The organism is [Clostridium] ammoniilyticum (assembly GCF_025566905.1).
Classification (GTDB): domain Bacteria; phylum Bacillota_I; class Bacilli_A; order Erysipelotrichales; family Coprobacillaceae; genus Faecalibacillus; species Faecalibacillus intestinalis.
In genome coordinates, this window is the sequence record NZ_JAOQJR010000008.1 from 43,980 (window position 1) to 68,265 (window position 24,286).

Below are 24,286 nucleotides of genomic sequence, written 5' to 3' on the forward strand. Positions count from 1 at the left end.
GAGGAAAATGAATAATATGGAAAAAGTATTCAACACAGCAGTAGCTATCTTAGCTACTTTTTTTACGTATCTATTTGGTGGCTGGGATTTAGCTTTAAAGATTTTAATTACATTCATGGTATTAGATTATGTGACAGGTGTAATTTATGCTTATGTAATTAAAACACTTAATAGTGAGGTCGGCTTTAGAGGATTAATTAAAAAATGCATGATTCTAGCCGTTCTTATTGTAGGAGTGGAATTAGATCGTATGCTTGGAAATGGTGGCACTTGGGTATTTAGAACGCTTGTAGCGTATTTCTATATTGCGAATGAAGGAATTAGCCTATTAGAAAACATTTCTAATCTAGGTGTTCCAATTCCAAATAAAATCAAAACTGCGTTAGAACAGTTAAACAATGAAGAAGATCTAAAAGAAATAGAGTAGTCTAAATGGCTACTCTTTTATTTTAAATAACAACCAAAAATTGCGAAAAATGGTTGTTAAACGGTTTTAAAAAGGTAGAAAAACGAAATTATGAACAAAGGAGATTATAAAAATGGGGTCAAAAGAATTTATTGAATTATGTAAAGAAGAAGTAAAAGAATATACAGAAGATCATTTGGATAAAAGTAAGGAACAACCTGATTTTGAAGTTTACGTTGTTTGGTATGCTAAAACATTACAAAATCACAAGGCGTTATTAGGTACAACATTAGATGATGGAATGTATTATGAATTAACCTACAATGGCAATAAGCAAGAATTATACTTTGATGCTTATAAGAAATTTGAAAATAAATGTATTAAATTAGGAGAATAATTATGGAATTTAAAAAAGCTTTAGAATTAATGAAACAAGGAATGAAAATAAAATTGCCTTCTTGGGGTGGCTATTGGTTTTATGACAATGAAAAAGAAACAATCATCATGCACACAAAAGAAGGCAAAGAATTAGATATTAGAGAAACAGTTAGAGTTGAATATACAACTTTAAATATTTGTAGTAATGATTGGATGGTTGCCAATGAAGAAAACTGTCCTGAATTAGGCGGGTTTGCTACTTTTGGATTTGATGAAGCAATCAAGTATCTAAAACGTGGCTTAAAAGTAAAGCGCAAGGGATGGAACGGTAAAGAACAGTATATTGAACTTGCTACAAATGTATCTTTTAAAACACCTAATGATGAAGTAATTAATGTAGATCATGTAGATATGGGTAACAAAGCAATTGCTTTCCATGGCACAAGCGGTGTACAGCTAGGATGGTTAGCAAGTCAAAGTGACATGTTATCAAATGATTGGATTTTTGCAGAAGAAAATTAAGGAGGAAATAAAAAATGAATATTATTGAAAAAACATATAACTGGAATGGTAGTTTAAAAAATAGAACTTCAACAAAGAGAATTATTTTACACCACGCTGAATCAAAATCATGTACTGCAGATGATATTCATAGCTGGCATTTAGCAAATGGCTGGGCAGGTATCGGCTATCATTTCTTTGTTAGAAAAGATGGGTCTATTTATCGTGGTAGACCTGAAAATGTTATTGGATCACATGCTAAAGGTTCAAATAGTGATTCAATTGGAATTTGCTTTGAAGGAAGCTACATGACAGAAACAATGTCACAAACTCAAATCAATGCAGGTAGAGAATTAGTAACTTACTTAAAAAATAAATACGGAATTTCTAAAGTTCAAAAACATAAAGATGTATGTTCTACTAATTGTCCAGGAACTAATTTTCCATTTGGTGCAATTGTAAATGGAACTGTTGCTACAGCACCTGCACCTTCTCAAACTTCTACCGCTAAACCTACTTCAAATGAAAAAGTAACAGGAACATATGAAGTAACAGCAAGCGATCTATCAGTAAGAACAGGACCAGGAACTGGTTATCGTAGAAAAAGACATGATGAATTAACAAAAGATGGCCAAAAACATGATAAAGATAAGGATGGATGTCTTGAAAAGGGAACACGTGTAACTGTTTACGAATGGAAAAATGGTTGGGCAAGAACTCCTAGCGGATGGTTATGTGGAGACTATTTAAGAAAAGTTTAATTTATTGTATAATCAAAATGTAAAATATTTGTATTATAACTGAATTATTTTAGTTAAATCATTCGACGTCAAGAAACAATTGAATATTTTACATTTAAATACCCTAGCTTTTTAGCTAGGGTTGTTTTTTTGTATATATGTATATATTAATAAGGATAGGAATTTCTATTTTTTCAATGAATTTTATCACTAAAACGTACTTGTTTAGTAACAAATTAGTAACAAATCGCCCCAAAACCGCAGTATTACGTAAATAGATTTTCAAAATTTGAAAAAAGAAATTTGTATTTTTATAGAAAAAAAATTAAAAAAGAATATAATTATGTCAGTAATTTATTATTAAAAAGAGAGGTAGTATAATATGTATAAGATTTTATTATGTTGTGTATCAGGGGTTACAACAAACAAATTAGTAAATGCAGTGAAAGAATCTGCTAAACAAAAAGATATTAAAGTAATGTGTTGGGCAGTTGGATCTAAATCTGTAGGTTTATCATGGGCAGATGCTGATTGTGTTTTATTAGCGCCACAATCTGCTTCAGAATTATCTAAAATTGAAGAAATGGTTCATGGGGTTATTCCATGCGCTTTAATTAATGATGGTGATTTTGCAAGTATGAACGGAGATGCTGTTTTAAATCAAGCATTAGATTTAATTAAAAAATAAACATCCTAAGCGATGTTTTTTTTTGCTATAATAAAATTCAGGAGGAATCAAAATGGCTGAAATTATGATCAAGGCAGCAGGTTTTGTTTTTGTAATTATAATAGCGTTTATTTTAAAACAAGTGCATGTTTTAGAAAAAAGAGATGGTTTAACAATTGCAACAATTATTATGAATGTAACATTACCTTGTGCTTTACTTACAAATGCAAGTGGCGTAACAATTGATCAATCAATGATTATTTTATTATTAATAGGATTAGCATCAAATATTATCATGCTTTTCATTTCTTTTATACTTTCAAGAAAAGAGGAAAACATTTTAAAAGGATATTATATGATCAATTGCTCTGGATATAATATAGGAAACTTTGTTATGCCGTTTGTACAAAGCTTTTTCCCAGGCATGGGAGTTGCTTATTTATGCATGTTTGATGTAGGGAATTCAATTATGTGTTTAGGAGGAAGTTATGCATTAGCAGGAAGTGTAGCAAGCAGTAATCAAAAATTGACTCCTAAAACAGTAATCAAAAAATTATTTTCATCAATTCCATTTGATGTATATCTTTTAATTTTTGTTTTAGCACTTTTTAAAATTTCAATACCTCAACCAATTTTATCAGTGGCTTCTTTTATAGGAGCAGGAAATGGATTTTTAGCGATGTTTATGATTGGACTTTTATTAGAAGTTAAAATAAATCCTTCGGAAATGAAAATAGTTTTAAAAACACTTTTGATTCGTGTGCTTTTTGGTGCTATCTTAATGAGTATTGTTTATTTTATTGTTCCAATTCCAATGCTTGCTAAAAAAATTGTTGTTTTAGCAATGGCTGCGCCTATTACAACTGTTTCAGCTGTTTTTTCAAAAAATATTGGTTATCATCGTGATGCACCAGCTATTTCGAGCTCACTTTCAATTATTATCAGTATTGCCGTTTTAGTTGTTTTAATTATCATGTTTGCGTAGGTGAGTGTATGGAGTACGATTTAAAAGTTTTAAAAATAAATAAAAATAAAATAGAACAGTTAAATGAATTATCTATTTATACTGTAAAAGATTTAGTACAACATTATCCTTATCGCTTTGAAGAAATGTTAGAAACACCATTACATGATGAATCGAAGGTCATTATTGAAGCACAGCTTATTGATGAACCTAAAATCTTTTATAAAGGAAGACTTTCAAGATTGACTTTTCATGTTAATTATCATGAAGAGCCATTAACAATTACGATATTTAATCGTCATTTTTTGAAAAAAAATATGCAAGTAGGAATGATGCTTACTATTACTGGTAAATACAGTGCTTCTAAAAAAGCAATTACAGCTAGTGACTTAAAACTAAAGAGCTTAACAGAAATTTCTGGAATAACACCAGTATATTCTTTAAAAGAAGGACTCACTCAAAAAAGTTTTCAGGGTTATGTCAATAAAGCACTTAATTTTTATAAAGGACATATTGCTAATACTATTCCTTTATATTTATGTCAAAAATATCATTTGATAGATAAAGAAAACGCTTTGTTTAAAATACATCAACCGCAAACACGCAGTGATGTTATTAGTGCACTTAGATACTTAAAATATGAAGAATTTTTTAAATTTCAAATGACAATGCAATATATAAAACAAAATCGCACACAAAATATAGGTATCTCAAAATTAATAGACAAAGAAAAAGTGACTCACTTTATTGAAAAGCTCCCTTTTCAATTAACAGATGACCAACAAAAAGTCGTTGATGATATATTAATAGATTTAACAAGTCAAAAATTAATGTATCGCTTTGTTCAAGGTGATGTTGGTAGTGGAAAGACAGTTGTTGCAGCAATTAGTTTATATGCTAATTATTTAGCAGGTTATCAAGGAGCTATGATGGCACCAACAGAAATACTAGCGCTTCAGCATTATCAGTCTTTAAAAAAAATGTTTAAAAAATATAAAATAAATATCGCATTACTTACAGGTCATCTTTCACAAAAAGAAAAAAATGAAATCTATCAGCAATTAGAAAATGGACAAATTGATATTATTATTGGAACACATGCTTTATTTCAAGAAAAAGTACAATATAATCAATTAGGTCTGGTTATTACTGATGAACAGCATCGCTTTGGTGTTGAACAAAGAAAAGCGTTAAAAGACAAAGGAAATAAAGTTGACTTTTTAGTAATGACAGCAACACCGATTCCTAGAACACTTGCTATTTCTTTATATGGAGATATGGATGTTTCAACGATTAAAACACTTCCTAACGGGAGAAAAAAAGTTATTACAAAGTTTATTAAAGAAACATCAATGAAGCCTATATTAAAAGATTTGAAAGATTATCTTTTAAAGGGAGGACAATGCTATGTTGTCTGTCCTCTTGTAAATGAAAGTGAAGCAATCACTGGAAGAAATGCAAGTGATATTTCAAAAGCAATGGCACAATATTTCAAAGGACAATACGAAGTTGGATTAGTTCATGGACAAATGAGTGATGAAGAAAAAAATAAAATCATGAATGCATTTAAAGAAAATAAAATACAGATTCTTGTTTCAACAACAGTAATCGAAGTGGGAGTTGATGTAAGTAATGCAAATATGATGGTTATTTATAATGCAGAAAGATTTGGTTTATCTCAACTTCATCAATTGAGAGGAAGAGTAGGAAGATCAAAGGAACAAGGATATTGTTATCTTTTATCAGAGGCAACACATTCTGAACAAAAGGAAAGATTAGAATTTTTAGAAAATCATCATGATGGATTTGAAGTCTCTGAATATGATTTAAAAATAAGAGGACCTGGAGATTTGTTGGGTCAAAAGCAAAGTGGTTTACCAACTTTTATGATAGGAGATATTTTTAAAGATTATCATATTTTAGAAATTACAAGAAAAGATGCTTTTGAAGCGATGAATCAACATCAAGATGATGAAAAAATTATAAAATTGTTATCAGAAATAAAAAACAATTTAATAAAGAATAATGAATATATTGATTAATGTGTTATAATGCTAAAAGAGGTGAGAACATGAAATTAGCGATAGACGCCATGAGTGGTGATTTAGGTAGCTCTATTGTTGTAGAAGCCTGCCAATCATTTTTAAATAAAAATAAAACAGATGAGCTTTATGTTGTAGGAAAAATTGAAGAATTAGAAGCATTGAAAGATCATCCTCAAGTAACTTTAATAGATGCTAGAGAAATCTTTGAAATGACAGAAAATATTTTAGCAATTCGTAGAAAAAAAGAATCGAGCTTAGTAAAAGCTATGATGTTAGCAAGAAATAACGAAGTTGATGCTGTATTATCTTGTGGAAATACAGGAGCCTATTATGCATGTGCAATGTTGTTTTTAAAACGTATTAAAGGAATTGAAAAATCATGTTTAATGGCAACAATTCCCACTTTAAATGATAAAGGTGTTTGCATGTTAGATGTAGGGGCAAATGCTGAAAATACAGTAGATCAACTCGTTCAGTTTGCAATTATGGGAAATGTTTATGCTAAAAATGTTAGACATATTCAAAAACCTAAAGTTGCCCTGTTAAATATTGGAAGTGAAGAACATAAAGGTGATGAGATCCATAAAGAAACATATCAATCTTTGAGTACACTTGAACAAATTGATTTTGTTGGAAACATTGAAGGAAAAGAAATCTTAAGAGGTGATGTGGATGTCATTGTAACGGATGGATTTACAGGAAATGTTACATTAAAAACAATTGAAGGTGTTGCATTATCTATGATGTCTGCATTAAAAGATGGTTTTATGGCATCAACACGTAATAAATTAGGGGCAGTTATTTCTAAACCAGTTTTAAAAGGATTAAAAACAAAATTTGATCCTGCAGGTGTAGGTGGTGCCTTGATGATGGGATTTGTAAAACCAGTTGTTAAAGCACATGGTGCAAGTGACGCGAAAGCTTTTGAAAGTGCAATGAATTTAGCTTTTGAAATGGTTGAAGTAAATGTAGTAGAAAAAATGAAAGTAGGTCTAGATGAAAGTGGAATTAGGTAAGTTTTTAGAAGTAATGGGCATTCCTTATAAAGATATTCATTTATTTAAAGAAGCTTTTACACATCCTTCTTATACAAATGAAAACAAAGGAAAAAATTACGAACGATTAGAATTTTTAGGTGATTCAGTTTTACAATATTATGTATCAAAGTTTATTTATGAAAAATATCCTGAAAAGCCAGAAGGAGAATTGACACTTTTACGTTCTAAACTAGTAAGAGAAGAATCACTTGCTCGTTTTTCTCGTGAATTAGGATTAGGTGCACAAATTTTCTTAGGTGCAGGTGAAGAACATAATGGAGGTAGAGATCGTAATAGTGTTTTAGCTGATATTTTTGAAGCCTTTATTGGGGCAATAAGCGAAGATTGTGGTATCGAATATGTTTTAAAAATATTAGATATGACAATCTATAAACATGTTGAAGATGTCAACTATGATGATATCACAGATTTTAAAACAAAATTACAAGAATTGATTCAAGCGGATCAAAGAAAGACAGTCACATATTCATTACTTTCAACAACAGGTCCAGCGAATGCACCTGAATTTGAAGTGGCAGTCATGATGGATGATATGACCCTAGGAACTGGAAAAGGTTCTAGTAAAAAAAGAGCAGAACAAAAGGCTGCAAAGGATGCGTTGAAAAAATTAGCCAGATAGATAGCAAATGCTATCTATTTTTTTGCCTAGACATTTTTTATTTTAAAACATATTTTAAAATGAAGGAGGCAAAATATGTTTGATGAAGAATATGAAAGAGTCATTCATCCCCGTAGAGTAGGTGATATCTATCTCTATACAGTAAGACCGGGAGATAATGTTTATCGGATAGCAAGAAATTTTAATACTAAAATAGAATGGATCGCTTGTATGAATAAACTTGATCAACAAATGATGATTTACCCAGATCAACAATTATATATTCCTTTTATTCCTCAAGGACCAATGCCAATGGTACAATCAAGAGATTCTTATGAATTATATTTTTAATGGACTAGATTTTTCTTAAAAAAAAGCTTATTATATTCGTAAAAATAACAATGAAGGAGAATTTTATGAATAAACATGCAGGAAGTGAAAGAAATCTAACTCTTGTAATGGATTTATATGAGTTGACAATGGCATATAATTATTTTAAACAAGGAAATAAAGATCAACTTGTTTATTTTGATATGTTTTATAGAAAAAACCCAGATAATGGAGGGTTCGCAGTTTTTGCAGGATTACAACAATTAATTGAATGTATAAAGAATTTACATTTTAGTGAAGGAGATATTGAATATCTCCGTTCACTTCAAAAATTTGATGAAGACTTTTTAGATTATTTATTAGATTTTAAATTTACAGGTTCTATTTATGCAATGAAAGAAGGTACACCAGTCTTTCCTAATGAACCATTGATTACTGTAAAAGCTAAATTTATCGAAGCACAAATTATCGAAACGATGTTATTAGTAACAGTTAATCATCAATCTTTAATTGCTACTAAAGCACATCGTGTTGTTCAAGAAGCCAAAGGAAGACCCGTTATGGAATTTGGAGCAAGACGTGCTCAAGGATATGATAGTGCAACTTATGGAGCTCGTGCAGCTTATATTGGAGGGGTAGCAGGAACAGCTACAGTTTCAGCAGGTGAGATGTTTGATATTCCTGTAGTAGGAACAATGGCACATTCTTTTGTGCAATCATTTGATAGTGAATATGAAGCTTTTAAAGCTTATGCACTTACATATCCAGATGATTGTGTTTTATTGGTTGATACGTATGATACTTTAAAAAGTGGAGTACCTCATGCCATTGAAATAGCCAAAGAAGTTTTAGAACCAATGGGTAAAAAATTAAAAGGAATTCGTTTGGATAGTGGAGATATTTCATATTTATCAAAACGTGCAAGAGCAATGCTTGATGTTGCGGGTCTTACATATGTAAGTATTTCGGCTTCAAACTCCTTAGATGAATATTTGATTCGCTCTTTATTAAACCAAGGAGCGCAACTTGATTCATTTGGAGTTGGAGAAAATTTAATTGTATCAAAATCATCTCCAGTATTTGGAGGAGTTTATAAATTAGTAGCTATTGAAAAAAATGGACAAATTATTCCTAAAATTAAAATTTCAGAAAATACTGAAAAGATTACCAATCCAGGTTATAAACGTGTATATCGTTTATTTGAAAATGAAACTGGAAAAGCAATAGCGGATTTAATTGCTTTTTATGATGAAGAAATTGATTGTACAAAAGATTTAACGATTTATCATCAATCTGATATTTGGAAATTTAAAACAATTGAAGCTAATACGTATACAGTAGAAGAATTACAAGTTCCTATATTTGAAGATGGAAAATTTGTTTATCAAGAACTGTCTGTAAAAGAAATTAGAGATTATTCAATGCAAGAAAAAGCACGCTTATGGGATGAAATATTTAGATTAGAGTTCCCACATAATTATTATGTGGATCTTACTAAAAATTTATTAGATTTTAAAATTAAAATGTTAGAAGAAAAGAGAAAATAAAAATGGCAAGATTTGATAGAAAAGTAGAAAGAACAAAGAAAAGTTTTGAATTTACACAAAAAGAGAAAATTGTTGAAACAAATAAAGATGTCTTCAAAAAGAATTTTACTTTTAAATGGGTCCAATTAAATATTAAAACAGTATGTGTTTTTCTTGTTGATTTTTTACTTGTAACGTTATTGATTATTCCATTTATGATGCAATATTTAAATGCAACTTTCGCGTTTGTTTTAGGGCATGGAATTATTACAAGTTTAGTGATCGTTTTTACAGGATTTTTAATTAATAAAGAAAAAATAAAAGTAGTTCCATTTATTTCTAGATTCTTATTTATGTTTATTCTATTAGGTGCATCTTCTGCACTTTCGATGGCAATTACATCATGGCTGAATTAGTTTGTTTAACTGCTTTAGGGGTTGTTTCATTATTTACAGGAATTGTATCATTAGGAAACAGTGATGCTTTTATGGGAATGTTTACTTTTATGATCTTACTTGTAAGTTATGCATTGATTATCCTTACTTTTAGAAAAAGAAGAACGCTTTTTAAAGCAAAAGAAGTTATTTATACAGGATATGAAATTTATTTGTATATATTATCATATATTGTTTTAATGACTTCTTGTTTATTGATATATCTTCATGTTGTTCAAGTTGTTTCAATGACATCACCATTAATTATGGTGACATGGCTTGTACCACTTGTTGCTTATTTAACGTATGAATCGGTATTGATTTTTGAAAAAGATGAATTAAATATAAATGGGAAGAAAGTATTATATAGAAGTATCAAAAAAGTTCAAATTATAGAAAATAAAAATAAATATCATTTAATAATTAGAGCGAAAGGAAATGAATATCTATACAAGACAAATCAAAAAAATAGTCAACATGTTTTAGAATGTTTAAAAAAATATTGTCCGCGTATAGATAAAAATAGGGATTAAATATGATTATAACAGTTGTTGGTCTTGGTGTTGTTGGGGGAAGCTTTGTAAAAGCTTTAAAAGGTCAAGGACACGAAGTTTATGGTGTTGATGTAGATGAAGAAACACTTGCAAGAGCGAAAGCAGATGGATGTATAAAAGAAGGGTTTGTAGATGGTCGAGAAATCATCAAAAAATCGGATATGACGATTATCTGTTTATATCCATCATTAGTTTTAGATTATATAAAAAACCATGAATTTAAAAAGGGAAGTATCATTACGGATGCTGTAGGTGTTAAAACTCATTTTTTAAATGAAGCAATGGATCTTTTGAAAGATAAAGATGTTGAATTTGTTTCAGGGCATCCTATGGCAGGAAGAGAAAATAAAGGTTATCTTTATGCAAGTAAAGAAGTTTTTCAAGGCGCTAATTATATTTTAATTCAACATGAAGAAAATAGTAAAAGTGCCATTGCTATGATGGAACAATTTGTTTCTAATTTAGGATTTCATTCCGTAAAAATCATGTCACCACAGGCTCATGATGAGATTATTTCATTTACATCTCAATTGCCACATGTTATTGCTGTTTCATTGATTGATAGTGATAATCAAAAATATGATACAGGTAAATATATTGGAGATTCTTATCGTGATTTAACACGTATTGCTAATATTAATGAGGATTTATGGACTGAATTATTCTTTACTAATAAAAATAATCTTTTGAAAAGTATCCAAGGTTTTGAAGATCAATTGGACATTTTGAAAAAAGCTATTAAAGAAGAAGATGCAGATACTTTGAAAGCAATGTTTATTGAATCTTCTAAAAGAAGAAGAAATCTTGAGAAATAGCGTTAGGCTATTTCTTTTTTTTGTATCGTGTTTAAAATATTAAACTTTTTGTTTAAAAAGATATTGAACTTAACATAATTATTAGTATAATAGTCTTGTTTAATAAATAAAACAAAAAGTTTTTTTAAATAAACAGGAGGTTTTATGGATATTGGTGCAAAAATTAAAAGAATACGTTTATCAAATCAATTGACGTTAGAAGAACTTGCTAATCGTAGTGAATTGACAAAGGGTTTTTTATCACAGTTAGAAAGGGACTTAACGTCACCAAGTGTTGCCACATTAGAAAATATTTTAGAAGCATTAGGGACAAATTTAAAAGATTTTTTTTCAGAAGATGAAGATGAACAAATTGTTTTTAGTAAAGATGATTTTTTTGAAAATATACAAGATGATTATAAAATTTCTTATATTATTCCAAATGCTCAAAAAAATGAAATGGAACCTATTTTAATTGAACTTAAAAAAGGAAAGAATTCAATGGAAATTGATCCACATGATGGTGAAGAATTTGGATATGTTATTCATGGAAAAATTACATTAATGAATGGTGATGATGAATATGAGGTAAAAAAGGGAGAAACATTTTATTTAAAAGGAAATTTACCACATTACATAGTCAATAAACATGATACTCTAGCGAAAGTGATTTGGGTATCAACACCACCAATATTTTAAAAGGGGAGAAAAATGATGGAAGAAAAGGTACTCATTAAATTTAGAAACATTGTTAAAGAATTTGATGGAACAATTGTTTTAAAAGGGATTAACTTAGATATTTATGAAAATGAATTTGTTACACTGCTTGGACCAAGTGGTTGTGGAAAAACAACGTTACTTCGTATTTTAGGTGGCTTTTTAGAAGCAGATGAAGGGGTTGTTATCTTTGATGATGAAGATATAAAGGAATTACCACCCTATAAAAGAGAATTAAATACAGTCTTTCAAAAGTATGCATTATTTCCACATATGAATGTTTACGATAACATTGCTTTTGGCTTAAAAATAAAAAAGATGTCAAAAGATGTTATTGATCAAAAAGTCATGAGAATGTTAAAACTTATTGGTTTAGAAGGTTTTGAAAATAAAAATGTAACAACATTGTCAGGTGGGCAACAACAACGTATTGCCATTGCTAGAGCTTTAGTAAATGAACCAAAAGTTTTATTATTAGATGAACCATTAGGTGCTTTAGATTTAAAACTTAGAAAAGAAATGCAATATGAATTAAAAAGAATTCAACAAGAAGTAGGAATTACTTTTATTTATGTAACACACGATCAAGAAGAAGCGTTAACAATGTCTGATAAAATCGTTATTATGAAAAGCGGAGAAATTCAACAAGTAGGGACTCCTCAAGAAATATACAATGAACCTGTTAATAAATATGTTGCAAATTTCATTGGTGAAAGTAATGTTATTTCAGGGGTAATGATTGAAGATTATAAAGTTAAATTTGATGATCAAATCTTTGATTGTGTTGATTTTGGTTTTAAACCAAATGAAAAAGTTGATGTTGTTTTAAGGCCAGAAGATATTGATATAGTGCCTTTAGAACAAGGAAAAATCACAGGAGAAGTTTTAAGTGTTTTATTTAAGGGAGTTTGGAATGAAGCAATGGTAGAAACTGTTCCAGGAACGACCGTTAAAGTGAACATGAACGTTATTAAAAACCATGATGTTGAAAGTGAATATAGTGATGAAAGAATTTCAGCAAATGATTTTTATGTAGATATTGAAGAAGTAGCTTCTTTAGATGATAACGATATTATTGCTAGAGCAGATGCTCAAGCATGGAAAGAAAGTGATGATTCTTATATTTCTATTAGTAAAATTGAACATGATTTAAAAGAGGAATTAGGAGAATATACAGTTACTTTCCAAACATCATCAGGTTTATCTACAACAAGAAAAATCATTGTTGTTGACCAAAAATATGTAAGAAATGAAAAAGCAAACGAAGCAGTGAGTGCTTTTAACTTCTTTAAAACAGTTGATGACATTAAGGAGTCTGTTGCTTTAGATACAGATTTAAAGACATGGGCCAATGCTATTGGTTGGAAATTATCTAATGAAGATGAAGCAGTGGATATTTATGTAGATTATGATTTTGATCCTGAAAATATTCAAGAAGGAATCTATCAAGTTACTTTCTCTACAGAAGGTAGAGAATTAAAAGTACATACAACAGATTATGTAGAAGAAGGTCAAGAGGTCGGATTGACTTTTGAAGTAGAAGATATTCATGTAATGGAAAAGATGGGATTTTAGATGAAAAAATTTTCTCAGTTAGCACTTCCATATATTATTTGGAGTATTATTATTCTACTTTTACCAGTATTACTTATTGCTTTTTATGCAATAACTGATAGAGGTAACACTGTTGTTAACTTTAGTTTTACTTTACAAAATTTTGTGAAATTTTTTACCGACCCTGATTTCTTACTTATTTTATGGAGATCACTTTCAATTGCTTTAAAAACAACAATTATTTGCATTTTACTTGGTTATCCAGTAGCTTATTTTATTTCACGTTGTAAAGATCGAACAAGAAATATTTTAATTTTATTAATTACACTTCCTATGTGGATCAATATGCTTGTAAGAACATATGCTTGGATTGGTATTTTATCTGATGGAGGTATTTTACAATCATTATTGAATTTATTAGGATTTAAATCAACACAACTTCTTTATACAGAAGGTGCTGTTTTACTTGGAATGGTTTATAACTTTATTCCTTTTATGATTTTACAAATCAATACATCTTTATCTAAGATGGATAAATCGTTATTAGAAGCAAGTTCTGATTTAGGCGCAAATCGCTATCAAACTTTTTGGAAAGTTACTTTTCCACTTTCAATACCAGGAGTTATTAGTGGAATAGCACTTGTCTTTTTACCGGCAGTAAGTTCATTCTTCATTCCTAAATTATTGGGTGGAGGTCAATATTTCTTAATTGGTAATGTTATTGAAAATCAGTTTATTACTGTAGGAGAATGGAATTTTGGATCTGCTATTTCTGTTATTATGGCTTTTGTAATGATGGCTATCATGTATTTAGTAAGATATGTTGAAAAACGTAATTCTGGTAATAGAAAGGAGAAAAAAGTATGAAAAAACAAAAACATTCTTTATTAAAAATTTTAATGGTTTTAATGCTCTTATTTTTCTACTTACCAATTGGCTTTATGATTGTTTTTTCATTCAATTCAAGCAAGTCATTAACGCATTTTACAGGTTTTTCGATGCAATGGTATTCAAAAATGTTAGCGGATGCTTCAATGATGGAATCTTTATATGTCACAATTATAGTAGCGATTATTGCGACAGTTGTTTCTACGATTGTTGGGACAATTAGTGCAATTGGACTTTCTAAATCAAAAAAAATCGTGCATGATTTAATTATGCAAATCAACGATTTTCCTTTGATGAATCCAGAAATCGTTACAGCGATTGGATTAATGTTATTCTTTATTACCTTTAATATTGAAAAAGGTTTTGCAACATTATTATTGGCACATATCGCATTTTGCATTCCTTATGTTATATTATCTGTTATGCCTAAAATTCGCTCTCTAGATCCAAATTTAGCGGATGCTGCAATGGATTTAGGGTGTACACCTTGGATGGCTTTAATTAAAGTAATCGTACCACAAATCATGCCTGGTATTGTTTCAGGGGCTTTGATTGCTTTTACAATGTCTTTTGATGATTTTATTATTTCTTATTTTGTTACAGGAAAAGGAATTAAAAACTTGAGTATTATGGTTTATACAATGTCAAAACGTGTAAATCCTAGTATTAATGCTATTTCAACTTTAATTGTTATTTTTATTACGATTGTTTTAATTCTTGTCAATGTTGTTCCGGTGATTAGAGAAAAAAGAAAAGTTCAAACGACAGAACTTAAAGAAAAAAATAAAGCACCAAGAATTATTGCTGGAATTGTTGCAGCATGTGTATGTATGGGACTAGTTTTTGTTCAAAAAACAACTTCTTCGACTAAAAAATATGCAGGACAAACTTTACATGTCTATAATGCCGGGGAGTATACGGGTGAAAATTTGCTTTCTAATTTTGAAAAACAAACGGGATGCAAAGTAGTTATGGATTTATTCGATTCGAATGAACAAATGTATATTAAAGTAGCTAATGGTGAAGCTTATGATGTTTTAATTCCAAGTGATTATATGATTGAAAGATTAAAACAAGAAAAGCTTATTCAACCATTAGATCAAGATAAAATCACTTGCTTAGAAGATATTAATGATTCTGTTAAAAATTTATCTTATGATCCGAATAATGAATATTCTGTTCCTTATTTTTGGGGAAGTGTAGGAATCGTTTATGATAAAACAAAAGTAAGTGAAAAAGATTTAAAAGAACAAGGTTTTAATATTTTCTTGAATCAAAAATATAAAGGAGACATTTATTTATACGATTCGGAACGTGATTCCTTTATGATGGCTTTAAAAGCACTTGGCTATTCTATGAATACTGATAATGAAAAAGAGCTTGCAGAAGCTTATAATTGGCTTTTAGAGTGTGTTAATACGATGTCACCAGAAATTGTAACGGATGAAATTATTGATAACATGGCACAAGCAAGAAAAGCTTTAGGACTTGTTTATTCCGGGGATGCAACCTATATTATGTCTGAAAATGAAAATATTGGTTATTACATGCCAAAAAAAGGAACAAATATTTGGTGTGATGGCATGGTTATTCCACAAAGTTCTAAAAATGTAGATTTAGCACATGAATTTATTAACTATGTATCAAGTTATGAAGCAGCTTATGGTAATTCATCTTATGTAGGGTATACTTCACCAAACACGGAAGTTATGAACGATTTAGCGCAAAATGACTTTAAAGGAATTAATGCTTACAATCCAATTAGAACAAATAAATATGATGAAGTCTTTAACTATAATGCTGAAACAAGAAAGGTAATGGCTAATTATTGGGCTAAAGTAAAAATCGCAGCCTCTAATGCTAAAAGTGAATAATAAAAGTTCTATGAGAGTTTTCTCATAGAATTTTTTTTAAAAAAATAAAATCAAAAAAATGATGAATATACGTATAAAATTTTAAATCCATAAAAAATAGATTGTAAAAAATTATAAAAAACTATTGCAAAAAATTTTTTTATAGCATATAATAATGGGGCAGCGTGATAAGAGACGCGAAACAAAATAAAGAAGTGGTTCCTTGGCCAAGTTGGTAAGGCAACAGACTGCAACTCTGTCATCATCGGTTCGAGTCCGGTAGGAACCTCCATTAATGAATGCCCAGGTGGCGAAATTGGTAGACGCACAGGACTTAAAATCCTGCGGACCTTAAAATCCGTGCCGGTTCGACTCCGGCCCTGGGCACCATTGATATGCGCTAGTAGCTCAACTGGATAGAGTGCTTGACTACGGATCAAGAGGTTGTGGGTTCGATTCCTGCCTAGCGCGCCATTTTTTCGGGAAGTAGCACAGCTTGGTAGTGCACCTGGTTTGGGACCAGGGGGTCGCAGGTTCAAATCCTGTCTTCCCGACCATTTATAAAAATTGGGGCCATAGCTCAGCTGGGAGAGCACCTGCCTTGCACGCAGGGGGTCAGCGGTTCGATCCCGCTTGGCTCCACCAATTAATTTAATAAATTTCAATATTATGGCGGGATAGCTCAGCTGGCTAGAGCATTCGGTTCATACCCGGAGGGTCGAGGGTTCGAATCCCTTCGTGGACGCCATTTAATAAACAACAACCTTCGGGTTGTTTTTTATTTTATGTAAATATTTTTATTATATATTATAAATTTATATTTAAATACACTTAATCCAGAGATAAAGAAATCTCTGGATTTTTTATTACTATTCAAAATATAAACACAGCTATAAAACTATGGATTTTTGCTAAAATATTTTTATTCCAAAATAACACACTTCTAAAACGTAAATGTAACTGAATATGTCGCCGCATCAGTTTTGTAATCATTCAAAATAACACACTTCTAAAACTGTCATTCGACATTGCAATATCGACATCGAGTTTTGTAATCATTCAAAATAACACACTTCTAAAACCGCAATGGGATATTATCAGTTTGATAATCGGTTTTGTAATCATTCAAAATAACACACTTCTAAAACGCGAGAAATGAAGAAATAACAGTAGCTAAAGTTTTGTAATCATTCAAAATAACACACTTCTAAAACTTATTTAGTGCCATACAATTCACCTCTTAAGTTTTGTAATCATTCAAAATAACACACTTCTAAAACTATTTGATTAAGTGTGCTTCTTTAATAAATGTTTTGTAATCATTCAAAATAACACACTTCTAAAACTAGAAACTACCTTCTAACGCAAGTGTTCCAGTTTTGTAATCATTCAAAATAACACACTTCTAAAACCGCAATGGGATATTATCAGTTTGATAATCGGTTTTGTAATCATTCAAAATAACACACTTCTAAAACTGTGATACATCATCATACATTTTTTGTAAAGTTTTGTAATCATTCAAAATAACACACTTCTAAAACTATTTGATTAAGTGTGCTTCTTTAATAAATGTTTTGTAATCATTCAAAATAACACACTTCTAAAACTAGAAACTACCTTCTAACGCAAGTGTTCCAGTTTTGTAATCATTCAAAATAACACACTTCTAAAACGCCTATGGATGGCTTGAGTTAAATGCCGATGTTTTGTAATCATTCAAAATAACACACTTCTAAAACACATTCACTATGTTAGAAAAATTACTTTTAGTTTTGTAATCATTCAAAATAACACACTTCTAAAACCTCAAATCAGGTTTTAAAGTTATAAAAGCCAACACTAACTTTTGTCATCATGAATGATATAATCATAGAAATCATCATCTATGACATATTTATTTTCAAAATACACACTCCTATTATAACTATTTTCTAAAAATAAAACACTTATTTTTTTATAAGTTATATACTTTAATATTTCTCTAATTTCTTCATTTGAAAAATATGATAGTACATTAATAAATATCATTGTTTGATCATATAGCTCTGAATATATTTCTAATATATCTATAAATTTATCGATTAGATTGTTATATTTATTATCAAACTCAATTCCTGCTAATTTAAAATATTTCACTAAATCTATTTCTTCATTTAAATCAATATCAACATTATAGTATTCAATTTCATCATATAAAACATTTGAAATCTTCATAAAATATTTTTTTAATTCATTATCAATCTCTACATTCGATATTATACTTTTAGATAACTTATTATATAATTTAGTAATAATAGTTTTATCATTAAAATTAAAACTTAATATATCATTAAAAATAATAATATCTTTTATGTTTACTAACTTATCATTATCTATAAAAACAATTTTTTCAGTATCTTTTCTATTAAGATCGTAACAAAAACTTCCAAATAATTTATGATCATCAATTACCAATATATTTGTCTTATCTTTATTAATATCAACCTCTATATCAAATCCCATTATTTTCATAATCATAATATAATCAACCTGCTTTCTGTATCTTCAACATCTGTTTTCTTATCTCCTACAACATATTCAATACGCGCAAATTGCTTTTCAGTAATGACCAATAACTGAACTAATCCTTTTGATGGTTTATTCTTTTTTAATTTATCTCTTTCGCTTATTACAATAGAATTGTTCAATGCCAATTTTGTATATACACTTTCTTGCATCATAATGTATCCATTTTTTATTAAAAATTTATGAAATTTATTATATTCTTTTTGATCAACATAAGTAACAGATGGTAAATCAAAAAACACTATCATTCTCATATATCTATAACTCATATTCAAAAAAATTTATCAAATCAACATCTTTCTTATCTATAGCATTAAATACACTCTTTACATAAATACTAATAGCATTAGAAACATATTGATCTTTTCCTTTTATTCTTACCTTATGATTTAGCACATCCACTAATTTTACTTTCATGCCACCATCAAATCTTTCATTAAAATTCTCTTTAACAATTTTATCTACCAATGGTCTAAAAGGCTCCATTAAATCCGAAGATAAATTAAAACTATTATATACATTGTGATGTTTAATACCTAACTGTGTTAAATAGCCTTGAGAAACAATTTCTTTATTAAATTGAGATAATAATATCGTATATCCATAATTTAATGCATAATTGATATCACATTGATCTTCTCTAGTAAAAGATTTTCCAAATAAACTATTAAAATAAACCTTTGCTACATGACCTTCTCTATTACTTTCATCAAATAAAACCAAATCACCTACATAGTCATATAACATCTGATAATTTTCAATATTTAACTCTTTTAAAAAATTAGCTTGATTAATTATCTTTTCTTCAATTATTCTTGTCCAAATAATTTTACAATAATCATCCCATTTTATTTGTTTAAAAATTTGTTCACTTGTATTATGACTTCCATAATAGGATACTATTTCTCCTTGTGGATTTCTTTTTTTATCACAAATAATTATCTTAATCTTCCTACTTAACATTTCAGATATTAAGTAGGAAGTCATGGTTGCAGCTGTTGTATCAATGATAAGAGTATTAATTTCTGATAAATGAATTAATTTTACTTCATCATTTCTTACAATCAAGTAATCATTTTTATAAGATAATTTTGCTTTATTTGTTATAACTACTGTTCTCCATGTCATAACTTGTATTTTTTTGAATATATGCCTGTTATAGAAACATCATAAAAGTAAGTATTATCCAACAATATTGATTGACAATTAAGTCTCCCTTTTCTATCATTTTTTAAATTATATGGTTCAAATGGAATGTTAATATATTGTTCTCCCCTTTTCATAACTCTAATCATTTCAAAAATAACGATACATTTTTGAGAATTATCTAATTCAAAAAACTCTTCTTCTCTTTCTTTAATAAATTCGTATACCTTTTTCTTATATTTTGGATAATTTTCTATCATTTTATGGCAAATCAATCTATATAATTCATCAATATTTTCCTTTTTATTATCAAAATAACTAAAATCATTATTTTGAATAGCTCTATCAATACGATATATCATCTCATTATCATCTCTTGATAAAATCAATTGATAAGCTGTATCTAGTTCATCAGCTGATTTTAAATAATAACATATACCATCTATTTCAATTAGTTGATTTTTCTTTATTTTCTTTATTATTTTAACATCGCTGTATTTATTATTTTCCATAATATATTTACATTGATCCTCGATAGATACATATCGCAATAAAATAGGAAGATTTATAAGTCTTCGATCTATCTTCTTTCCTTTCTTTCCTTCAATAGCCACAATATCACTTTGTAATCCACTAAATCCTCCATACTTACGTACATTACTACGCAATTTATTTACTGGTATCGTTGCTTTTGTCTTTCCTTTTTCACTATTCTTATCATTTGGTAAAATAGTCACGTTGAAAAGTTCCCTATTATTCGTATCTAATTTTTTAGTTATATATACATCTCTATAATTAAAACACTTAATGTAATCTAAAATTCTCTCTGGATTCCAAATAACTTCTCCTGTATCTTCGTCAATACATTCATATTTCATACTATTTATGATAAATCCATGATTTTCTTTATCAATATTGTTTTTTGTTTTCTTTACATTTTGCATATATTGACCATAAACATATTTTGCTTCTAATCCTGGAAATCTTATTTGTATATATCGTCCAATAATACAAGCAATATAAGCATCATGAGCGTGATGAAAATCATTTACGTTCCTATTTTTATATATTCCGTATTTTTCTCTAAATTCATGCGATAGATTAGCTCTTACTGTAAATACTTTAGTATCTTCATAATGATTTTCAATAATATTAGCAACATGCTTAATAATTTGTCTTGTTTCTACTAATTGTCTATTAATGAATTTATCAATTTGATCTCGTCTAAATTCATCCCTCATTAATCGATAATATTTTGTTTGTGTTATTAATCCATTATCGTATAGTTTTTTCCAAAAAACTTCCATTTTATTTCTTATTTCTAAAGGTAAAACTAAATCATCTAATTTTCTTTGATTTTCTTTTTTCTTAACTAATACCAAGTTATCTAAGCTATCATCTGACGTAAGTGTTCTAGGAAAAATATGATCAATTTCGTAATTTGATAATTTATCAATATCTAATGATTCACCACTATACATACATTTTCCTAATTGGGTGTAATATAAATATAATCTTTTTTCAATAGAACTTTTTTCATCTTGCTTATTTAAATTAGAATATACTTCTTTTCCATGAACATCTAATTGATTTTTGATATCATTATATATTGATTTTAATTTTTTTACTCTTGTTGTAGTTCTAACTTTTTCTTGTTCTTCTCTAGCAAATTCTATGTAGATATTTTTAGGCTCATGCCCCATATAATTTTTAATTTCTTCAATAACTTGTAATGTTTGCCATATTCCTCTTTTAAGAGCTGGAGATCCTGCTAAATTTTCAATATCTTCATATTCAAAAGAACCTGTTTCGTTTTTGAAATTTTCTTTTTCAATAATTTGTTTAAAACCTAAATCTTGATCATTGATGATTTCCATTAAAGCCATATGACTTTCCTTCATTACATCTAATATAGAAACACTTGAACCAAACTTATTATCAGCTCTAATACCATTTATAAGTTTTTTAGATAACCTTGACCAACCAGAATATTTTAATTTCATAATTTTTTTGACTTTATTTTGATCTAAATTATAAGCTTTTTTTAATCTTTCTTTTAAAATACTTCCTTCATTAAAAATTGTCATATCTTCTATAATTTTTTCAATTAAATCATAGTTGCTATCATTTATTTCATCAAATATTTCTTTAAAATCAATCCATGGTGCTAAAGAAGATGAAAATGCTTTTTCTTTTTGATAACCTGTTATTTCACCAACTGTTAATTGATTTTGTTTTAACCAGTTAATTAAATCTTTTTCTTTAACAGTTTTTCTTTTAAAAAACAAGTCCTCAATCAATCTATTCTTTGTATCTATAGGCAACAATTTTCCATCAATTCTTATTTTATTAACTTCTGATAACACCTCATACATAGAACATGTTAATGATTTTTGAGGCATTACTTTTTCTATTGGCAAATATGTACAATAGTTTGTCAATTTTTTAATAAATTGTGCTGCTGTTTCTTGGACATCAACAATTTCTTGATGATTCCATGGTAATATTCTTTCATTTTCCTTGCCTTTTTTCTTTATCAGCCACCCAAATTGTTTATTACCATCTAAAGGTCCATAGTAATAAGGTATTCTAAATTCTAGAATTGAAATAATTTTATCTCTATTTTCTTTTAAAACAGGATAATATTTTTCTTGATGATCTAATATTTTTATAAGTTCATCTTTTTGCATTTGGTAAGGAATATAAGCATTATTTTTACTTGTTTGTTTTAACATATAAGTTTCGTTAGCAATCTTTTGAAGAATTTCATCTTTTCTTGAATCATCAGATTTTTCAATTGCTTTCTTTACATATTTATAAAAACCATCTGTTTTATCCCCTGAACAAGCTACAGGATTAACATAATTGTAATAATTAACAACATTCTTTGAAGTTGGTTTAAACATTTCATCATATTCTTTTTTTCCAATTTTTAACATCACTTCTTTTAAAGTTCTCAAATCTTCTCTATGGCTTTCATAAATATTGACCATTGCACCAGAAATAGAAGCATGTTGACTATCAGAACCAACAATCTTACTTAATTCAATCCAACTGTAAAATCGTTGCATCAAATCAATAAATTCCATTTTTTCTTCTAATACATTTTCATATTCAGTTATTTTTTCTTCATAAGATTTGTCTGAAAATTGTAATTTCAAATCTTCATCATCAAATTGTAAATCTTCATGCATATATAACTTACTTACATTGAATTTATTTCCAACCAATCCTCTCATAAACTCTTTAACTATTTTTTTATCTTCACTATTTAATTTTAATTGTGACATGCATTCATCTACTTTTGCTGTTTTAGAAATATTTTCAACAACAGTTTTTAATATAAATTGAATTTGTTCTTCACTAATATCATAAACTGTATCATTATTCTTACCAAGGATATCAAAAAGTATTTTTAAATCTTCTTCTTTATTAGATGGTTCTAAATGTAACTCTTGTCCTTCATATAAAAAATTCCCGCGATATTTGACAATATGATGTAAAGCTAAATAAATTAATCTTGGGTCTGCTTTTTCATCACTTTCACATAATTTTTTTCTTAAATGATAGATTGTTGGATAATCTTTAAAATATTTTTTGTCATTATAATCTTCATCACAAAATAAATTATAATTCATTTTATAATTATCTTTTAATATAGCTTTTTTATCCTCTTTATCCAAAAAAGTTGTTTTTTCTAAACGAATGAAAAAAGATGGATCAACTTCTAATACCATATCACTCATAATCAATCGCAATAATCCAATTCTTTGTCTTCTCTTATTGTATCTTCTACGTGAAGAACGATAATTTCTACGATTTTGGGCAGTTTGAGCTTGATCAAACAAACGTGATCCCCATAAATGATGCTTCCCTTTTTTCAACAAATTTCCATTTTCATCAATAACAGCCCAACCTACAGAATTAGTACCAATATCTACACCTATATAATATTTTATATTCTCTCTATTTTTCACTATTGACATCCCCTTTCTTAAGCGTTATTCTATTTATGTCAAAACAAATAGGTTTTGATTATTCAAAATAACACAACACAGTTAAAATAAAGCTTATGCTAAAGCGTCAATTATTTGACATCACTTAGGTGATTAAAAAAGTTCTTCGGAACTTTTTTTATTTTATATTAACTATTGTACCATTCACGCCTTGCAATTAAAATATTTACCTTATTAGAAATTCTTTTATCTACATTATAAACCCACAAGTTTCTAAATACCGGCTTATATAAGCCGGTATTATACTTTTTTGTACAAAAAATAAGAAACCTTTTTCAAGATTTCTTATTTCAATAAATTATCTAATACTTTAATCATTTCTTCTATTTTTTGATCGCAATCTTTACTATTGACTGCATCATGTACACAATGTGTCATATGAGCTTTTAAGACTTCTTTGTTGGCTCTTTTTAAAATAGCTTCACTTGCCATGATTTGATGTGAAATATCAATACAATAGCGATCTTCTTCCACCATTTTTAAGATACCATCAATTTGTCCTCTTGCGGTTTTTAAAAGTCTTGTAACCTGTTTTTTATCGGCCATCAT

The 24,286-nt window shown here is 28.5% G+C and carries 23 protein-coding genes, 6 tRNA genes and 1 CRISPR repeat array; of the genes, 24 read left to right on the top strand and 5 right to left on the bottom strand.

The window, feature by feature from the left end; all coding sequences use genetic code 11:
• Positions 1–7: 7 nt before the first annotated feature.
• From OCV55_RS08750 to OCV55_RS08865, 24 genes are all read left to right on the top strand, one after another.
• Positions 8–427: a phage holin family protein gene (locus OCV55_RS08750; protein WP_032090214.1), complete on the top strand. Its 420-nt coding sequence runs from the start codon at positions 8–10 to the stop codon at positions 425–427.
• A 112-nt stretch (positions 428–539) separates the two neighbouring features.
• Positions 540–803 (top strand): DUF6275 family protein, encoded by a 264-nt coding sequence (locus tag OCV55_RS08755; RefSeq protein WP_147580389.1) that lies wholly within the window; start codon positions 540–542, stop codon positions 801–803.
• Between the two features lie 2 nt (positions 804–805).
• The gene (locus OCV55_RS08760) at positions 806–1,306 is read left to right on the top strand and encodes a DUF2829 domain-containing protein (protein WP_147580390.1); all 501 of its coding nucleotides are present in this window, start codon (positions 806–808) and stop codon (positions 1,304–1,306) included.
• 14 nt (positions 1,307–1,320) lie between these two features.
• Positions 1,321–2,046 (top strand): peptidoglycan recognition protein family protein, encoded by a 726-nt coding sequence (locus tag OCV55_RS08765; protein ID WP_147580391.1) that lies wholly within the window; start codon positions 1,321–1,323, stop codon positions 2,044–2,046.
• Positions 2,047–2,407: 361 nt separating this feature from the next.
• Positions 2,408–2,713: a PTS sugar transporter subunit IIB gene (locus OCV55_RS08770; RefSeq protein WP_022002012.1), complete on the top strand. Its 306-nt coding sequence runs from the start codon at positions 2,408–2,410 to the stop codon at positions 2,711–2,713.
• 52 nt (positions 2,714–2,765) lie between these two features.
• The gene (locus tag OCV55_RS08775) at positions 2,766–3,677 is read left to right on the top strand and encodes an AEC family transporter (protein WP_147580392.1); all 912 of its coding nucleotides are present in this window, start codon (positions 2,766–2,768) and stop codon (positions 3,675–3,677) included.
• 8 nt (positions 3,678–3,685) lie between these two features.
• On the top strand, positions 3,686–5,698 hold the full coding sequence (gene recG / locus OCV55_RS08780) for an ATP-dependent DNA helicase RecG (protein WP_147580393.1): 2,013 nt from the start codon (positions 3,686–3,688) through the stop codon (positions 5,696–5,698).
• Positions 5,699–5,727: 29 nt separating this feature from the next.
• The gene (plsX, locus tag OCV55_RS08785) at positions 5,728–6,717 is read left to right on the top strand and encodes a phosphate acyltransferase PlsX (protein ID WP_032090209.1); all 990 of its coding nucleotides are present in this window, start codon (positions 5,728–5,730) and stop codon (positions 6,715–6,717) included.
• Positions 6,704–7,378, top strand: coding sequence for a ribonuclease III (gene rnc, locus OCV55_RS08790; RefSeq protein WP_032090281.1), 675 nt, complete (start codon positions 6,704–6,706; stop codon positions 7,376–7,378). Before plsX ends, rnc begins: the two co-directional genes overlap by 14 nt.
• Positions 7,379–7,453: 75 nt before the next feature.
• Entirely contained in the window at positions 7,454–7,708 is a 255-nt protein-coding gene (locus OCV55_RS08795; RefSeq protein WP_022002017.1) for a LysM peptidoglycan-binding domain-containing protein, read from the top strand.
• A gap of 65 nt (positions 7,709–7,773) precedes the next feature.
• On the top strand, positions 7,774–9,234 hold the full coding sequence (locus OCV55_RS08800) for a nicotinate phosphoribosyltransferase (protein ID WP_032090208.1): 1,461 nt from the start codon (positions 7,774–7,776) through the stop codon (positions 9,232–9,234).
• A gap of 2 nt (positions 9,235–9,236) precedes the next feature.
• Positions 9,237–9,629, top strand: a complete 393-nt coding sequence (locus tag OCV55_RS08805) for a hypothetical protein (protein ID WP_147580394.1) — start codon at positions 9,237–9,239, stop codon at positions 9,627–9,629.
• Positions 9,617–10,180 (top strand): hypothetical protein, encoded by a 564-nt coding sequence (locus OCV55_RS08810; protein WP_119363497.1) that lies wholly within the window; start codon positions 9,617–9,619, stop codon positions 10,178–10,180. Before OCV55_RS08805 ends, OCV55_RS08810 begins: the two co-directional genes overlap by 13 nt.
• Before the next feature lie 2 nt (positions 10,181–10,182).
• Entirely contained in the window at positions 10,183–11,016 is an 834-nt protein-coding gene (locus OCV55_RS08815; RefSeq protein ID WP_032090206.1) for a prephenate dehydrogenase, read from the top strand.
• Positions 11,017–11,160: 144 nt separating this feature from the next.
• Positions 11,161–11,694, top strand: coding sequence for a helix-turn-helix domain-containing protein (locus OCV55_RS08820; RefSeq protein ID WP_147580395.1), 534 nt, complete (start codon positions 11,161–11,163; stop codon positions 11,692–11,694).
• 15 nt (positions 11,695–11,709) lie between these two features.
• The gene (locus OCV55_RS08825) at positions 11,710–13,287 is read left to right on the top strand and encodes an ABC transporter ATP-binding protein (RefSeq protein WP_032090204.1); all 1,578 of its coding nucleotides are present in this window, start codon (positions 11,710–11,712) and stop codon (positions 13,285–13,287) included.
• On the top strand, positions 13,288–14,133 hold the full coding sequence (locus OCV55_RS08830) for an ABC transporter permease (RefSeq protein WP_032090203.1): 846 nt from the start codon (positions 13,288–13,290) through the stop codon (positions 14,131–14,133).
• Positions 14,130–16,028 (top strand): extracellular solute-binding protein, encoded by a 1,899-nt coding sequence (locus tag OCV55_RS08835; protein WP_147580396.1) that lies wholly within the window; start codon positions 14,130–14,132, stop codon positions 16,026–16,028. Before OCV55_RS08830 ends, OCV55_RS08835 begins: the two co-directional genes overlap by 4 nt.
• Before the next feature lie 196 nt (positions 16,029–16,224).
• Positions 16,225–16,299 (top strand) — tRNA-Cys (locus OCV55_RS08840).
• A 9-nt stretch (positions 16,300–16,308) separates the two neighbouring features.
• Positions 16,309–16,397: transfer RNA gene (locus OCV55_RS08845), tRNA-Leu, on the top strand.
• 7 nt (positions 16,398–16,404) lie between these two features.
• Positions 16,405–16,481 (top strand) — tRNA-Arg (locus tag OCV55_RS08850).
• A gap of 6 nt (positions 16,482–16,487) precedes the next feature.
• A tRNA-Pro gene (locus OCV55_RS08855) sits at positions 16,488–16,564 on the top strand.
• Positions 16,565–16,576: 12 nt separating this feature from the next.
• A tRNA-Ala gene (locus OCV55_RS08860) sits at positions 16,577–16,652 on the top strand.
• A 34-nt stretch (positions 16,653–16,686) separates the two neighbouring features.
• Positions 16,687–16,755, top strand: a tRNA-Met gene (locus tag OCV55_RS08865).
• Positions 16,756–16,987: 232 nt separating this feature from the next.
• Positions 16,988–17,815: direct repeats of the CRISPR family, unit length 36 nt; unit sequence GTTTTGTAATCATTCAAAATAACACACTTCTAAAAC.
• A 34-nt stretch (positions 17,816–17,849) separates the two neighbouring features.
• Here the strand turns inward: OCV55_RS08865 and csn2 are convergent.
• The 5 genes from csn2 to OCV55_RS08890 all read right to left on the bottom strand — a co-directional run bounded on the left by csn2 (position 17,850) and on the right by OCV55_RS08890 (position 24,286).
• Positions 17,850–18,527, bottom strand: a complete 678-nt coding sequence (gene csn2, locus OCV55_RS08870) for a type II-A CRISPR-associated protein Csn2 (RefSeq protein ID WP_147580397.1) — start codon at positions 18,525–18,527, stop codon at positions 17,850–17,852.
• On the bottom strand, positions 18,524–18,823 hold the full coding sequence (gene cas2, locus OCV55_RS08875; protein ID WP_267309887.1) for a CRISPR-associated endonuclease Cas2: 300 nt from the start codon (positions 18,821–18,823) through the stop codon (positions 18,524–18,526). Before cas2 ends, csn2 begins: the two co-directional genes overlap by 4 nt.
• A 10-nt stretch (positions 18,824–18,833) precedes the next feature.
• Positions 18,834–19,703, bottom strand: coding sequence for a type II CRISPR-associated endonuclease Cas1 (gene cas1, locus OCV55_RS08880; RefSeq protein ID WP_147580398.1), 870 nt, complete (start codon positions 19,701–19,703; stop codon positions 18,834–18,836).
• Positions 19,700–23,698 (bottom strand): type II CRISPR RNA-guided endonuclease Cas9, encoded by a 3,999-nt coding sequence (gene cas9 / locus OCV55_RS08885; protein ID WP_267309879.1) that lies wholly within the window; start codon positions 23,696–23,698, stop codon positions 19,700–19,702. Before cas9 ends, cas1 begins: the two co-directional genes overlap by 4 nt.
• 324 nt (positions 23,699–24,022) lie before the next feature.
• Entirely contained in the window at positions 24,023–24,286 is a 264-nt protein-coding gene (locus tag OCV55_RS08890; RefSeq protein ID WP_032091612.1) for a metal-sensing transcriptional repressor, read from the bottom strand.